Below are 15862 nucleotides of genomic sequence, written 5' to 3'. Positions count from 1 at the left end.
GTAAGTACAAGATGAACGAACATATCAACTACCAGGATTTTAATGCGGCTACCGTGCCTCTGCAGGATAGTAATCTGATAGAGGCCAGTGCCGGCACAGGTAAGACCTATTCTATCGCTATTCTCGTACTGAGACTGGTGCTGGAGAATGGACTTTCTATTAAAGAGATCCTGATGGTGACTTTCACCAAAGCAGCTGTAGCTGAACTGGAAGAACGTATCCGTTTATTTGTGCGTACTGCCTATAAGATCAGTCAGGGGCAGGAAACCAGAGATGAGAATATCTTCCGGCTGGTGGAAGAAGCAGTGGAACGGAATGGCCTGGAGGCCGTACAGCAACAATTGAGAGATGCAGTGCTCTTCCTGGATGAGACAGCCGTGCTGACCATTCACAGCTTCTGTCAGAAGACCCTGAATGAGTTTGCCTTTGAAACAGACCAGCTGTTTGGCGCAGAAATGATCCAGGATACCAAAACCCTGATAGCGGAAGAAGTACAGAAGTTCTGGCGTAAATATGTCACAACCCTGCATATCCGTTTGCTGGAAAAGGTATGGGAACCGGACATGATGCAGGGGATCAATGTTGCGTTGAATGAGCATATGGGTGGGAAGCGTTATTATGCTTATCAACCCGGTAAGAGATATGTCATCAGACAGAAGGAACAGGAGGAATGGTTGAACCAGCTGGATACGATAGACGAAAAGAAAACGGCTGCCGAAAAGGTACTGTTGGATTATGTGATCAATGAAAGGGAAACACTGAGAGGATTGTGTGAAGGAAACAGGTATGCAAAGACGGCATTATTGCCCTGTGTGGATGATCCGGAATTGTTTATAAAGACAGTTGCTGACAAAAGAAACAGCGCTAAATATATCGGTACCCTCTTGCCTGATATGCTTGCACACATGGACCAGGTGGCTGTTGTGGACGAAGAACGTAAGGGCATCGTACAACAGGTGATCAGCCGTTTGTATTGCTTCGCGATAGAAGAGATAGCGGCTGGCGTAAAAGGCTTTAAAAAGCGGAACAACCTGCTGAGCTACGATGACATGATCACCAACCTGCACAAATCACTGGTGGATAGAAATAATCCGAAACTGGAAGAAGTGCTGCGGGAGAAATATAAGGCAGTGTTTGTGGATGAATTCCAGGATACTGACAGGATGCAGTATGAGATCTTTGAAAAGGCTTTCGGAGAAAGTACCATCCTGTTTTACATCGGTGATCCCAAGCAGAGTATCTATGCCTGGCGTAAGGCGGACATCTTTACCTATTTTAAGGCAAGGGCGAGCGTACAGCATGTGTATGGCATGAACCGCAACTTCCGTTCATCTGAACCCTTTATTGCGGCAATGAACCAGTTCTTCCTGCCGGTACCTGGTTTTGATACTTTTTATTTCGAAGGAGAAGGTAGCGCTATCAACTATATCAAGGTAGATAGTCCTGACAGCAACACCAAAGGACTGCTTTTCAGAGGAGATGAACCTGATGTGCCGATATCCGTTTTTAATGCATCCAACGGTACCGAACTCTCTGAGAGTGTGGCAGCGCAGGTAGCAGCTTTACTGAGAAGCGGGGAATATTTTATTGGTGATGAAGAGGAGCGCCGTCCCGTAAAACCATCTGATATCGGTATCCTCGTACGTACCGGCCGCCAGGGCAGGGAAGTAAAGTCACAATTGGCGAAACTGGGTGTGCCTGCTGTAACAGTAGATGATGCAAAAGTATTACAATCCGAAGAAGCGACCTATCTGTTATACCTGATGGAGGCCATGCTGGCGCCTGACAGGTCTTCTATCAACCGTGCCCTGTTATCGCCTTTTACAGGGTTGAAACTGGAATCTGTACTGACACTGGATGACGAAGTAACACTGGGTTTATTCGGTAACTATAAAAACAGGTGGCAGCAGGATGGTATCTATACCGCGATGATGGATTTCGTTACCGATTTCAATGTGCGTAATGTATTACTGCATGCGCATACAGAAAGTGGTGAACGTATCATTTCCAATCTCTTTCAGCTGACAGAACTTGTGCACCAGATCCAGAGCCGTAAGAATTTGTCTATGACGGAACTTGTATCCTGGCTCAAGCGTGGTATAGACGGGATGGCTACAGAAGGTGACGAGTATGAGCAGCGTATGGAAAGTGATGAAGAAGCCGTGAATATCGTGACCATTCACAAGAGTAAAGGCCTGGAATATAAGATCGTGATGGCGCCTTATCTCGACTTTGTGGAAAACAAGTATATAGAGTTCTTTAGTTTCCGTGACCCGCTGACGGGTGACTATGTGGGTGTGGAAAAGAAACGTATGAGCGACGAACAGCAGGCCTCTTATGCACGTCAGGCCGAACAGGAGAACAGACGTCTCTTATACGTGGCAATCACCCGTGGTGTGTATAAGTGTTTTGTATTCCGGAATAACTATCATAAAAAATCTACGCTGCTGACTTTCCTGGAAGCCCTGGTCGCAGTAGCCCCTTCTCCTGATATTATCCGGTTTGAAGAAGGAATACCCGTAGCGCCTGAACAGCAGGTCAGCAATAAGGTATTGCCACTAGCGCCGCCTGATACGGATATGCCAGTGAGATTTGTGCTGAAGGAGCAGAACTGGCGCAAGATGAGTTATACCATGCTGGCGGCAAAGGCAGAACATAATCTGCGTACAAGGGCCTCGCAACAGGAAGATCCTTACGAAACCTTTATTTTCCACACACTAAAACGTGGGGCGAAGACGGGTAACCTCCTGCACTTCCTGTTTGAAAATATCAACTTCTCGGAGGATAGCCGCTGGGAAAAATGGATTACTGAAACAATCCGCCGTTTTGTACCCGGACAGCAGGAACTGTATGGACCTATGTTACGGCAGTTGCTGGAGCATGTGTTACAGACAGATATTACGGTGGATGGCCGTACATTCCCACTGGCAGCCATCATCTGGCATAAACGTATCCCTGAATTTGAGTTTGACTTCCCGGTATCCGCATTTTTCCCGGATATGCTGAACGGGCTTTCTGATGACAGAACCAGTGTAGTCGTGCGCCGTTTTCATGAACAGGGCAGCAGTGAACTGGAAGGTATCATGAACGGGAAGATGGACCTGTTCTTTGAGCATGAAGGCAGGTATTATATCCTGGACTGGAAATCCAACTACCTGGGAGGCACGCCGGAAGACTATACACCGGCTGCTGTATCCGCAGCGATGAACGAAAACAATTATCACCTGCAATACCTGATCTATACACTGGCCGCCAAAAAATATCTGGAGAGCCGTTTATTTGAATTTGACTACGAAACGCAGTTTGGTGGCGTGATCTACTGTTTTGTCAGGGGCATAAGAAAAGGGCAGTCTACTGGAATATTTACCACTAAACCACCCTTATCTAAAATATTACAACTGGAAAATAGTTTGTCTCCCAATGCGAACAGGAAACAACCTCCTCAGCAAAAATTATTCGACATCTACTAACGCCGCCTGCCGCTGCTGTTCCAGTTTAGCCTGTACCAGCAATGCGTGCAGCACCTCTGTGGAAAACCCATGCAATAACAGGCGGAATGCGGCACCAGCCATTGGGAGTGGTATCATCGGGTGTTTGTTGTTAAGCGCCGTCAGTTTTTCCGGACAATCCATGATCGTTGCTGCATAGATACCGATCACTTCATCCAGTTGCAGCGAATTGGTCGCGCGCCAGAAGTCGGCATCTGTCAGGTAGAACTGGTATACCGGTGTGAATATCTCTATTGCCGTACCCAGATCGATGAAGTTAGTCCACCGGTGACGGAACTGTTCAAAAGGGATCGGTGTAGCGGATATTGCACTAAAATCAGGCTTTTCCTGTTTGCTGACCTTTACTCCTTTCTCATCGATCGCCTTGTTCAGGTTAATGATAAAATTATAGAGGTTCAGGTCGTGTTCCAGGAAGAGGTTATCCCTTACGTGACTCACGGCTGTCGGCTTCAGCGGATTCATGGGAATATTTTCCGCTCCCCTTACATTATCCTTAATAAAGCGTAATACCTCAGAACCCAGGTAAAAATGCCGTAAGATCAAAAAGTTGGCCTCCGGTGTGATAAAATATTTCATGCCCCAGAAAAGGCTCTTATGCAGCATTTTGGGAGCGTTGATCAGATTGGGGATAAAGATCTTGAAGACCTGCATCAGTACAATACTGATCCTTGCGAAGGCTTTTACCACCGGATAAAGGAACTGCCGGCTTTTAGTAGAGGAATCGTACAGGAAAGCGGCTTTAGCATCCGGATTGAAAGGAATGCTTTTATCGAGGAAGAGCGCATGCCAGTGACTCGGATTACGCGTGTCATGCGGCATCTGCTCGTAGTATTCTTTGGTATGTAACATGTGAATAGCTTTATTAGAAATTGTCCAGTTCCTCCAGTTGCATGCGATAAAGCCTCGCTACTACTTTTGCCGTTTTCACGATCTTCTCCGCCATTTCCCGGGTCAGCAGCTCGGACTGTATAGCGTTCTCGAAACGTTCGAAATGGTTGTCATTGCTGTCGCTGCTTTCATGATAGATGAAGAAGGATACCTGATCCGCATTCAGCTGTAACTGTTGCTGGATCGCGCGTCCCCATTTACCGGATACCCTGTTGCCCAGTCCCTCGATGATAAACATTCCTCCTAAGAGATCAAAAGGGTCAGGCTGGCTGGCGCGCTGGAACATATAGGCGCTCAGCGCTTCACTACCGATATTCTTTTCACCTGTATACAGGTCATTTTCATTCCCGCCACAGTTAATGTAGTTCTTTTCCAGGATCTGATAATCGCGGTGCTCGTCGGATGAGTGTCTGATAAAAGAAGAACGTACATGAAAATATTGCATGCTGACATTGGAGGCTGCCCGCGCGATCCACTGGGAACCATCAATCACCTGCTGACGAAGGTTCAGCAGCAGACGTTTGTATTCTTCGAGTGTCAGCTGACCATTGAAGATCTTCTTTACGATCGGTACCTGTTGCAGGGAACGTTCGAAGTCAAACCATACGCCTGTCAGTTGTCTTACCAGCCATTCCTGTACAGGTTTCTGTTGTGTTCTGATCTCCGGCGCCTTGATAGTAGCAATGTCTTCGGTGACTATACCGGGGGCTGCCGGCGCTACGACCCTCAGCATCATGTAACCGGTGATGAAACGACCGCTTTCAGGCACCATACAAAGTACCTGCTGACCATGTTTCAGCTGACCGCTGCGGAGTAATTCATCCAGCATGACGAAGATGGAAGCAGCACCGATATTGCCAACAGTGTATAAGTTGGTGAACCATTTCTCCGCAGGAATATTTGCACCTCCTTTCTCTAACAGATCGGTGATCTGTTTTTTGAAGTGATGCGAGGAGTAATGACAGACGAGCCAGTCGATTGCTTCAGGCGCGATCTTCTTTTCATCTACCAGTTCAAAGAAACGCTGAATGCCCAGTTTGACGATGTTGTCCACCAGTTGCATGTCCTGCTTCAGGTTAATGGCCCCGTCTTTGTCGGCCGCACTCATACTCTCGTAGTCCAGCCAGGTTTTGGCAATGCTGCCATCTGCCTGTTTGTTGGTGCCGGTGTACATACAGAGTTCATACTGGTGTGCATAGGAACGGAGGTCGATCCATTCAATTTCCAGTGATATGCCTGTACGGGAAGGAGCGGGTTGTAATAACATGGCGCCTGCGCCATCACTCAGCATCCAGCGGAGAAAATCTATATCCGCAGGTAATGCGGCGTCTGCGCCAACAATTGATTGTCCGGCAAAGCGGGAGGCTTTGAACATTCTGCTGGGCAGTTCTGCTGCACACGATACTGCATTACGTGACTGACCAGCCTGTACATGCATATAAGCATTCTGTATGGCCATGATACTGGCCGCACAAACACTCTGGTGTGAAGCCAGTGTACAGGTACCGATACCACTTTCTCCCTGTACCATACTGGCGAAGCCGGGTACGGGAAGATCACTCTGTGTGGTAGCAGTACTGAGGAAATCTATATTTTGCTTACCGGCAGCAGCGGTCTCCAGACAATCATCAATGGCTTTTGCCGCCATTTCATAGGCCTGATGAGTGGTTTGCTGCTGTGTATTGAGCGCATAGTAACGTGATTTGATACCATTTTTTCTCAGGAAAATATCTTTGGTACGGGATGGCAGTCCGTTGATTCTGCCCAGGTAGTCTTCCATCGCTTCATTGGGGACAGACGTATTGGGTAAAAATTTTCCGGTAGCCGTGATAAATACTTTGTGCATGCAACTTCGTTTACTGAATATTGGGTATTGTCCTGTTAACAAAAAAAGCCCTGTTCCATCAATGAAACAGGGTAGAAATATAGATAAAATCTTATAATATAGCGGACTATAGCTGAATTTTTAGCAATTCTGCAACATATCCGGCATTCACTATCGGTGAATCATCTGCCTGTAAGACCCTGTCGGCATGTAGGGCTATGCTATCTGAAAAATTATTACCCTTCTGCTGAACGCCGTACCGGCTGCATATATCCTTATACACACGAAAAGGTTGACGGAAGAGTATTTTATCTGCTATGAATGTAGCAAGCCTCAGTTGTATCGCACCTAACCATTTGTGTATAGTACAAGTTTCCGGTGTTTCTTTCCGTGCAGATGTGGTACCCAATGTAAGCACAGGAATATGTAACTGGTTGCGTACGATCGGGCCGGCACTGAACATCCAGTCAGTGATCATCAGGTCAAATGGAAAGATGTCCCGTATATCACGGATGTCTTCATAGTATTTTGTAGCGGGGAGTATGAAGTAATGCAGCATATCGAAATTCATCCGTGCCGCTTTGTTACTGATGTTTTTTCGTTCCGGTAACATGTCATTGATATTCCGGCTGTTCACATCTTTCGCCCTTTTTAATGGATAACTGTAGATCATCAGTTGATGAAACAGTTGCGTATAACATTTCGATGCATACCATCTTACATCACAGCCTGCGTGTTGCAGGTATTGGGCCAGACCGGTGAGTGGGTGAATATGCCTGTCGCCAGATACAGTTGCAAACAATATCTTTCTGCCGGCAAGTTGTTGTGTACTACTTGTCATAAAAAATCTGAATGGAGTTTGTTGACTAAACCTGAAAAAGTATACCTGAAAATGGTTATTCCTATGTTAGGATGAACAGTGGAAACGTGTTGTGTGGTTTCAGCGTAGGTCTGTAAAGTGATACAAATCTAACCGTTTTCCTGAAAAAACAATATTAAAATCCATCAGCTGTTAATTGTCATGATAACACCTTATTTTTATAGCAGTTAAAGATCCACGTTCCATGTATAAGATGAAAGACTGGTATATATCGCGTACTGTCGCGCTGTTAACGGTGTTTGTAGCCTGTTGCGTACCGCGGACTGTTGCACAATCTAACACTGTATCCCGCTACGATGTCAGCTGGAATTCCCAGAGCCGTCATGCGGGGGAGTCTATGCCCTGTGGTGGTGGCGATATCGGACTGAATGTATGGGTAGAGCAGGGCGATCTGTTGTTTTATGTATCGCGCAGTGGGACCTTTGATGAAAATAATGCCATGCTGAAACAGGGCCGGGTAAGGATAAAGTTATCTTCTGGCCCTATCAGTAGTGATGGATTTATACAACAACTAAAATTAGCGCAGGGATATATCAATATACATGATGCGCATACCAGTATCGATATCTGGGTAGATGTATTCCATCCTGTTATTCATGTAGCAATGAAAAGTGCAACACCGGTAAAAGTAACGGCGACTTATGAATCCTGGAGATACCAGGACCATCTGATCACTGATAACCGCGAATGCAGAACGAACTCCTACAAACGTTTACAGTCTTTCCCTGTTATCACCTATAAAGATGAGATCAGTTTCCATGGCAATGAAGTATTATTTTATCATCGTAACCGCTCAGATGTTCCCGATATATTTAACTACACCGTAGACAAAGAAGGAATGAGCAGTGTAAAGGGTGAACTGTATGATCCGTTACGCAATAACACCTTTGGTGGTATGATGCGTGGCGAGCAGATGATCGCAGCGGGTGTGGATTCGGGGAAATATGCGGATGCTGCTTTTTATGCGTGGTCATTGCAGAGTAAGCGGGCGGTCCGTCAACAGCAGCTGACCATCGGACTGGAAGTAGCGCAGGCTGAAAGTCTGGAGACATGGATGCAGGCATTACAACAAACCATGCAGCAGGCAGAGAAGCATGTTGCGGCTGATCGCCGTAAGACGATACAGTGGTGGAAGGACTTCTGGGACAGGAGTTATATTCATATCGATAGCAAAGCCCCTGCTGCTGTTATCGCAGGACGTAATTACCAGTTATTCCGGTATATGCTGGGTTGTAATGCTTATGGTCAATGGCCGACCAAATTTAATGGTGGTTTATTCACCTTCGATCCGCGTTATGTGAATGAGGAACTGCATTTCTCGCCTGACTTCCGTCTGTGGGGCGGAGGGACAATGACGGCCCAGAACCAGCGTCTCGTGTATTATCCCTTTCTGAAGAGTGGCGATTTTGATATGATGAAAGCACAGTTTGATTTTTACCTCCGTACAAAGCGGAATGCCGAGTTACGCAGTGAAACTTACTGGCAGCATACAGGCGCCTGCTTTACGGAGCAGATCGAAAACTTCGGACTGCCCAATATCTTCGAATATGAATTAAAAAGACCTGCCGGTGCCGATCCTGGCGTGGAATTCAATGCCTGGCTGGAATACCAGTGGGAAACAGTATTTGAGTTCTGTCTGATGATGCTGGATGTGAACAGCTATACGGGTGTCAGTCAGCCGGAACACCTGGCGTTTATCGAAAGCTGTCTGACCTTCTATGATGAACATTACCGGCAACTGGCCAGGAAGAGAGGGGTACGGGAACTGAACGAGCAGGGACAGTATATACTTTTCCCCACATCCGCAGCAGAAACCTTTAAGATGACCTATAACTCCACTACTGTGATCGCCGCTTTAAAGGTGATCGTGGAAAGGATGCAGGCATTACCTGAGATACAGCAGGATACCCTTCGCAGTAAAAAGCTGCTGCAATTACAACAACGTATTCCTCCGATCGCACTGACAGCGTTTGACGGGCATCAGACCATTGCCCCGGCACTGGCCTGGGAACGGATACAGAATTCGGAGGCGCCACAGTTATACCCTGTTTTCCCCTGGGGAATATACGGAGTGGGGAAACCGGGACTGGACATTGCGCGTAATACCTGGGAATATGATCCCCATGTAGTAAAATACCGTAGCCATATCGGCTGGCGGCAGTACAATATTTTTGCGGCCCGTCTGGGACTGACGGAAGCTGCAACCAATCTTACCCAACTGAAATTTGCCGATGGTCCCCATCGCTTTCCTGCTTTCTGGGGCCCTGGTTTCGATTGGACACCTGATCATAACTGGGGTGGTTCAGCTATGATCGGATTACAGGAGATGCTGATGCAGACTGATGGAAAGAAGATTTACCTCCTACCTGCATGGCCGGCAAACTGGAATGCCGACTTTAAGCTTCACGCACCTTATAATACCGTCGTAGAAGGGCGGGTGATTAATGGCAAAGTGACCATATTAAAAATTATTCCCGCTTCCCGGAAAGAGGATGTAGTCCTCCTGTAATTATGGTGGCATGTGGTTTGCATCAGCATCAGCGGTCTTTCCTAAAAAACTACAATGAACTTTATATGAAAAACGGTACGATGATGCAGTACTTCCACTGGTATACGCCGGAGGATGGAAGTCTGTGGAATACAGTGAAAAAAGAAGCGCCAAAACTGGCGGCTCTGGGGGTTAATGCCATCTGGTTACCGCCTGCCTATAAAGGTGCGGATGGTACCAGAAGTCATGGATATGATGTGTATGATCTGTATGACCTGGGAGAATTCGATCAGAAAGGTGCCGTTCGTACGCGTTACGGTACCCGTGCCGAGTATGAAGCCGCTATCAGGGCAATCCAGGAGAACGGCATGCAGGTATATGTAGATGTGGTGGCCAATCACCTGATGGGAGGAGACGAAACTGAGAAGCTCACTGTACGGAAAGTAGATCCGGAAAACAGGAATGAGTTCATCTCTGAACCAATGGAGGTAGAAGCGTATACCCGTTTTACATTTCCTGGTCGCAAAGGCGCGCATTCTGATTTTGTATGGGACCATCAGTGTTTTACCGGTATCGATCATGTCAGCAACAGTGATGAAGAAGGGATTTTCACGATACAGAATGAATACGGTGAAGGATGGGAAGAGGTGATCGATACGGAAAAAGGGAATTATGACTATCTGATGGGGGCTGACATAGAATTCCGGAATCCTGCTGTCAGGGAGGAATTCAGAAGATGGGGAGAATGGTATTACAATGCCGTAAAATATGATGGTTTCCGCCTGGATGCGGTGAAACATATCACGCCTTCTTTCTTCAACGAGTGGCTGGACCAGATGCGTCAGTACACCGGCAGGGAATTGTTTGCGGTAGGGGAATACTGGGCGCCTGGTCAGCTGGACCTGCTATTAAAGTATATCGAGGCAACAGAAGGTAAGATGTCGCTGTTCGATGCCTCCCTTCATCATAATTTCTATGATGCTTCCCTGAAAGGAAAAGACTACGATCTGACCACCATCTTTGATGGTTCCCTGGTACAGGCAAAGCCTTTCCTGGCGGTGACAGTAATAGGTAATCATGATACCCAGCCTTTGCAGGCACTGGAAGCACCGGTGGATTACTGGTTTAAACCGATCGCTTATGCGCTGATCCTGCTGCGGGAGCATGGTTATCCCTGTATATTCTACCCTGATCTGTATGGTGCAAAATATACAGATAAGAATAAGGAAGGGGAGGATACGGAGATTGAACTGGTACCGGTAGAAGGACTGGAATTACTGATTCCTGCGAGAGACCAGCATGCCTATGGTGTACAACGGGATTATTTCGATCATGCGAACTGTATCGGCTGGACACGTGAAGGAGATGAAGAACACACCGGTTGTGCCGTGGTGATCTCTAACGGAGAAGAAGGGAACAAGCATATGGAGATCGGTAAGCGTTATGCCGGCAAGCGGTTTAAAGACATACTCGGTAAACGGGAAGAAGAGATCGTGGTAGATGAGGAGGGATGGGCTGATTTTCTCTGTGCAGCAGGTTCCGTATCTGTGTGGACATTAGCTGAATAATGTGGTTTTCTGCCCGTATTTTGATGGCATTTCTCCTTTTATCCTAAAATAATAAAAGGAGAAGTGGTGATATATTATATTTACGGGAGAACCATTTATCAATCAGTTTATGATCAGCAAAATCTTACTGCCCCTGGTGCTGGCGGGCGCTGTGTTTACACAGGCGACTGCACAGACTTCTGAGGCGCAGATGAAACCCTCACCTTCCCGCTTACTGGCGATTGACTCCGCTGTAGTGACCAGACATGAAGTAACGATCAAGGGACAGCGTGTGCCTTATACGGCTACTGCCGGCAGCATTCCGATCTGGGATGAAGAAGGTAAGCCACTGGCAGGTGTATTTTATACTTATTATGAGCGCGAGGATGTGAAAGATAAATCCGGCCGGCCGTTGGTGGTCTCCTTCAATGGTGGTCCCGGTACGCCTTCCGTATGGATGGAGATTGGGTATACCGGTCCCCGTATCCTGAATATCGATGACGAGGGATATCCGGTACAGCCGTTTGGTATGCGAGATAACCCGCAGTCTATCCTCGATATTGCCGATATCGTATACGTAGATCCTGTGAATACAGGCTATTCCCGTCCGGTACATAAAGACGTTCCCGGTAGTAAATTCTACGGAGTGAATGCTGATATCAAATACCTGGCAGAATGGATCAATACCTTTGTTACCCGTAAAGGTCGTTGGGCTTCTCCGAAGTTCCTGATCGGAGAAAGTTATGGTACGACCCGTGTATCCGGTCTGGCGTTAGAGCTGCAGGATGCACAGTGGATGTACCTGAATGGCGTGGTACTGGTGTCTCCGACAGAACTGGGTATAGACAGGAATGGTCCGCTGGATGCAGCTTTAAAGCTGCCTTATTTCACAGCGACTGCCTGGTATCATAAAAAGCTGCCGGCTGACTTACAGCAGAAAGACCTGAATGAGGTGTTGCCGGAAGTGGAGAACTTTACGATCAATGAACTGATTCCTGCACTTTCAAGAGGTGGTTCACTGGATGAGGCACAGCGTAAGAGTATCGCCGCAAGAGTGGCCCGCTATAGTGGTCTGAAAGAGATCGTTGTACAGGAGAATAATCTTGATGTATCTACCAATCTTTTCTGGAAGGAGCTGCTGCGCGATCAGGGGTATACTGTAGGTCGTCTGGATTCCCGTTACAGAGGTATCGACAGACAGACTGGTGGTAGCAGACCTGATTATAACGCAGAACTGACCGCCTGGTTGCAGGCTTTTACACCTGCCATCCAGATCTATCTGCGCGAAGAACTGAACTATAAAACGGACCTGAAGTATAATATGTTTGGTCCGGTGTTCCCCTGGGATTCAAAGGACAACAAGACCGGCGAGAACCTGCGTCAGGCGATTGCCCAGAACCCTTTCCTGCACCTGCTGGTGCAATCAGGTTATTATGATGGCGCCTGTGATTATTTCAATGCGAAATACAGCATGTGGCAACTGGACCCTGGTGGCAAACTGAAAGACAGGCTGAAATGGGAAGGTTATCGCAGCGGACATATGATGTATCTGCGAAAAGATGATCTGGCTGCGGCCAATGAAAATCTCCGCAAATTTATTCTTCAGTCGATACCGGCTAAAGGACAACCAGCAAAATACTAACAATGTGAGGCTCCGTTTCGGAGCCTCCTTTCTTTGGTGTAATATTGCGTATGCAAAGGCTCCTCGCACATATCAGCAAGTTTGTCGAACTGACGGAAGAAGACAAAGAGACGATTCTTTCCATCATGCAGTATCAGCAGGTAAAAAAGAAAGAATACCTGCTCAGACAGGACGCAGTGTGTAATGCGAACTATTTTATCCTGAAGGGTTGTTTCCGCAGGTATTATATCGATGAGAAAGGCACTGAACAGACAATCCAGTTTGCCATTGACAACTGGTGGATCACTGATTATGACAGTCTGGAAAGAAGAGCGCCTTCCGAGTATTTTATCCAGGCTGTTGAAAACGCCGAAATCGCCGTACTGGATAAAAGAGTCCAGGAAGATCTGTTCAGTCAGGTGCCGGCAATGGAGCGGTATTTCAGACTGGTGCTGCAAAGGGCCTATGCCGCCTCTGTACAGCGTATCCGCTATATTTATGACTTCTCCGGAGAAGAGCGTTATAATCACTTCAGTAACCTGTTCCCCGAGTTTCTGCAACGTATTCCCCAGTATATGCTGGCTTCCTACCTCGGTTTTACCCCTGAATTTCTTAGTAAGATCAGGGCTAAGAAAATCTGAGCTGTCTTTTCTTGAACTTGATTAAGTTTTAAGCGCCCGTAGTGTTTCAACTTTGTGTCAACAAAAACACAAAATGATGCAAACACGTTTCAATATGCCCCAGGTAGAACCAGAAGGTTACAAAGCATTACTGGCAATGGAAAAATACCTGCAGACAACGAAGATCGAACCCCTGCACAAAGAGCTGATCAAGATAAGAGCCTCCCAGATCAATGGTTGTGCTTACTGTATTGATATGCATACAAAAGATGCCCGTAAATATGGTGAAACCGAGCAACGTATCTATGCTTTGAATGCATGGAGAGAGACGCCGTTCTTTTCCCGTGAAGAGCGCGCTATTCTGGCACTCACAGAAGAAGTAACCCTGATCAGTCATCATGTGAGCGAAGCGACCTATAGTGAAGCCATTGAAGTATTGGGCGAACAGCTGACAGCCCAGGTAATGCTGGCGGCAGTCGCTATTAACTCCTGGAACCGGATCGGTATTGCAACCAATCTGATGCCGGCGAAAAGCTAATGTTTTGCCGTATTCCCGGCTGATTTCTTCGATTAAACCCTTACTACGCCGTTATTACGCCGCTATCTGTCCGCTCATGAGCGAAGAGATAGCGGCGTAATAGCGGCGTAGTAAGGTAATACATCGAAGAAAAGACAGGCAATCATACGTGCAGGTATGATATCTGGTTCAGATGGATATACTTACATAATTAAGAAAAGCGTCAGTTGAAATTCATATTCATAGCCGGTACCCAGGCGATAATTGACAGAGCGCACGATAAATCCCTGGCTGACCAGGTATTGCTTCACCGGTATTGATGTCGGTTGTCAGACAGACCAGGACTGATGCCTGTGTGCCGGCAGAGCATCGGGCGCACCATCTGTGCCTGGTGTACAGACAAAAGCGATCCGCTTCCCGTCGGGTGACCAACGGGGAGAGGCATTTCTGGAGAAGACCGCACTATCCATTGCAGGGGCATATAGGCATTCCTGCTTTCCCGCTATGATCTCCACCACGGCAATACACGACCCATCTACTGTCGGCGGAAATAGAAAGACCAGTTATTTCCTGACCGTCGTCCAGGGTATATGCAGTAAGTTGTCGCGGAGAGAAATCAGGGCCGGCGGCTACATACATGTTCCTTTTTTTTCCTGTTAATTGAACGCCCAGGCAATGCCGGTGCCGGTTGAAGCACTGGTTAATTCTGAGGGACAGGGATAACTGGTTACAGCTTCAATGGTGAACTGCCGGGCAGTCACAAGGTGAATGTTAAGGAAAATGCCCGTTGCAGGAAGAAAGGAGTGCCGTGGCATGTAATTAAGAATTAGGAATTAAGAATTGGGCTAATTGTGTGGTCGCACAATTTACAAATTGGCTCTACTTTTTAAAAGCCTGTTGTATCTGATATTTATTGAACTGGTGAAAGACGTTGCTTACCCGAATTCCTAATTCTTAATTCCTAATTCTTAAGAGACGATCATTCTTACTGCTTTTGCTGCTGTTGAATGATGTTCCTTATTACAAATTCGGTGAGTGCATTGCGACCGGCTATGCCGAGTTTGCCTGCAATTCTGTACCTGTGATTCTCGATCGTACGGATGCTCACATTGAGTTCGTCTGCCATCTGCTTGGTACTTTTCCCCTCCGCGATCATTTTTATGATGCGGTTCTCAGCTTTACCGAGACGGTGATAAAGTGCCTGTTGCGCAGTAGTTGAGTTGGCCAGGGAAACGCTTCTTGTTTCATCCGGCGTGTGCACATGATTGAATTTAGCGAATCTTCCAAGGCGGGAGCGAATACTAAGCAGGAGGTCCCTTTTTCTGAAGGGCCTTGCCAGATAGTCGTCAGCGCCGAGGTTCATCGCCATACGCATCTCCTGTTTGTTATCTTTTACGCTTATGAAGATCAGGGGAATATGGTCAAATCCAGGATCATTTCTTAGTGCCATGATAAAATGGTGTCCGCCTGTTCCCCGCAGGTGGGCGCCACAGATGATAAGGTCAGGTTGTTGTTGCTGACAGATGATGATTCCTTCTTCTTCTGAGGAAGCTGTGTAAATATCATAAGATTGGGTAATCAATAACTGCCGGGTCTGTCTCACAAATACCTGGTCCTCATCTACAAGTAAAATTTTATAGACTGCAGTATTCATCAGAAAAGTGTTTGCAGGTTGATATACAGGTAAGATTGTAAACAGTTACAATGCCCATACATAAAGCGGGTACTTTTCACATATGACATACGGAACGGGCCTCCGGGCAGCGGAGTAGAGCTTGTTATAACAACAGAATGGAATGGTCGTGTGCATTTTAATTTGGTTAATATTAAGAAGTTAGCGGTAGATGCAGATACACGAGATGGCATAGTAATTCCGTCGTGCATCCAGCCTCCATCAGCTGTTTAAACATGGTTTTTCAGGTAGAAGATATGGGAATGGTCTTTCCAGTGGCGTAAATATGTATAGA

The 15862-nt window shown here is 46.8% G+C and carries 13 protein-coding genes; 6 read left to right on the top strand and 7 right to left on the bottom strand.

What is annotated here, in order from left to right; all coding sequences use genetic code 11:
• Positions 1-11: 11 nt before the first annotated feature.
• Entirely contained in the window at positions 12-3470 is a 3459-nt protein-coding gene (gene recB, locus BMZ72_RS11555; RefSeq protein WP_089808377.1) for an exodeoxyribonuclease V subunit beta, read from the top strand.
• On the opposite strand, the gene BMZ72_RS11550 is transcribed toward recB, so the two are convergent.
• The 3 genes from BMZ72_RS11550 to BMZ72_RS11540 all read right to left on the bottom strand — a co-directional run bounded on the left by BMZ72_RS11550 (position 3453) and on the right by BMZ72_RS11540 (position 7063).
• The gene (locus tag BMZ72_RS11550) at positions 3453-4358 is read right to left on the bottom strand and encodes a DUF6999 family protein (protein ID WP_089808375.1); all 906 of its coding nucleotides are present in this window, start codon (positions 4356-4358) and stop codon (positions 3453-3455) included. The genes recB and BMZ72_RS11550 overlap by 18 nt on opposite strands.
• A 13-nt stretch (positions 4359-4371) precedes the next feature.
• On the bottom strand, positions 4372-6243 hold the full coding sequence (locus BMZ72_RS11545) for a beta-ketoacyl-ACP synthase III (protein ID WP_089808373.1): 1872 nt from the start codon (positions 6241-6243) through the stop codon (positions 4372-4374).
• 106 nt (positions 6244-6349) lie between these two features.
• Positions 6350-7063: a glycosyltransferase family protein gene (locus BMZ72_RS11540; RefSeq protein ID WP_089808371.1), complete on the bottom strand. Its 714-nt coding sequence runs from the start codon at positions 7061-7063 to the stop codon at positions 6350-6352.
• Positions 7064-7286: 223 nt separating this feature from the next.
• On the opposite strand from BMZ72_RS11540, the gene BMZ72_RS11535 reads away from it, so the two are divergent.
• The 5 genes from BMZ72_RS11535 (at position 7287) to BMZ72_RS11515 (ending at position 13916) form a co-directional block, all read left to right on the top strand.
• Complete coding sequence (locus BMZ72_RS11535; protein ID WP_089808369.1) at positions 7287-9611, top strand: DUF5703 domain-containing protein; 2325 nt, start codon at positions 7287-7289, stop codon at positions 9609-9611.
• Positions 9612-9676: 65 nt separating this feature from the next.
• On the top strand, positions 9677-11158 hold the full coding sequence (locus BMZ72_RS11530) for an alpha-amylase (RefSeq protein WP_089809795.1): 1482 nt from the start codon (positions 9677-9679) through the stop codon (positions 11156-11158).
• Positions 11159-11267: 109 nt separating this feature from the next.
• Positions 11268-12779 carry a S10 family peptidase gene (locus BMZ72_RS11525; RefSeq protein WP_089808367.1) on the top strand — a complete coding sequence of 504 codons (1512 nt, stop codon included), beginning with the start codon at positions 11268-11270 and terminating at the stop codon, positions 12777-12779.
• A 50-nt stretch (positions 12780-12829) separates the two neighbouring features.
• Positions 12830-13399 (top strand): Crp/Fnr family transcriptional regulator, encoded by a 570-nt coding sequence (locus tag BMZ72_RS11520; protein ID WP_089808365.1) that lies wholly within the window; start codon positions 12830-12832, stop codon positions 13397-13399.
• Between the two features lie 76 nt (positions 13400-13475).
• Entirely contained in the window at positions 13476-13916 is a 441-nt protein-coding gene (locus tag BMZ72_RS11515) for a carboxymuconolactone decarboxylase family protein (RefSeq protein WP_089809793.1), read from the top strand.
• A gap of 308 nt (positions 13917-14224) precedes the next feature.
• Here BMZ72_RS11515 and BMZ72_RS11510 read toward each other — a convergent pair whose 3' ends face one another.
• From BMZ72_RS11510 to BMZ72_RS11505, 4 genes are all read right to left on the bottom strand, one after another.
• Positions 14225-14365 carry a PD40 domain-containing protein gene (locus BMZ72_RS11510; RefSeq protein WP_089808363.1) on the bottom strand — a complete coding sequence of 47 codons (141 nt, stop codon included), beginning with the start codon at positions 14363-14365 and terminating at the stop codon, positions 14225-14227.
• Positions 14358-14534, bottom strand: coding sequence for a hypothetical protein (locus tag BMZ72_RS36550; RefSeq protein ID WP_177222766.1), 177 nt, complete (start codon positions 14532-14534; stop codon positions 14358-14360). Before BMZ72_RS36550 ends, BMZ72_RS11510 begins: the two co-directional genes overlap by 8 nt.
• Positions 14535-14551: 17 nt before the next feature.
• Positions 14552-14710 (bottom strand): hypothetical protein, encoded by a 159-nt coding sequence (locus BMZ72_RS36545; protein ID WP_177222765.1) that lies wholly within the window; start codon positions 14708-14710, stop codon positions 14552-14554.
• 170 nt (positions 14711-14880) lie between these two features.
• The gene (locus tag BMZ72_RS11505) at positions 14881-15549 is read right to left on the bottom strand and encodes a response regulator transcription factor (RefSeq protein WP_012789848.1); all 669 of its coding nucleotides are present in this window, start codon (positions 15547-15549) and stop codon (positions 14881-14883) included.
• Positions 15550-15862 lie beyond the last annotated feature (313 nt).

Source organism: Chitinophaga sp. YR627 (assembly GCF_900114995.1).
Lineage (GTDB): Bacteria > Bacteroidota > Bacteroidia > Chitinophagales > Chitinophagaceae > Chitinophaga.
The sequence above is the reverse complement of the archived record's forward strand: the minus strand, read 5'-3'. Positions and strand labels throughout refer to the sequence as shown.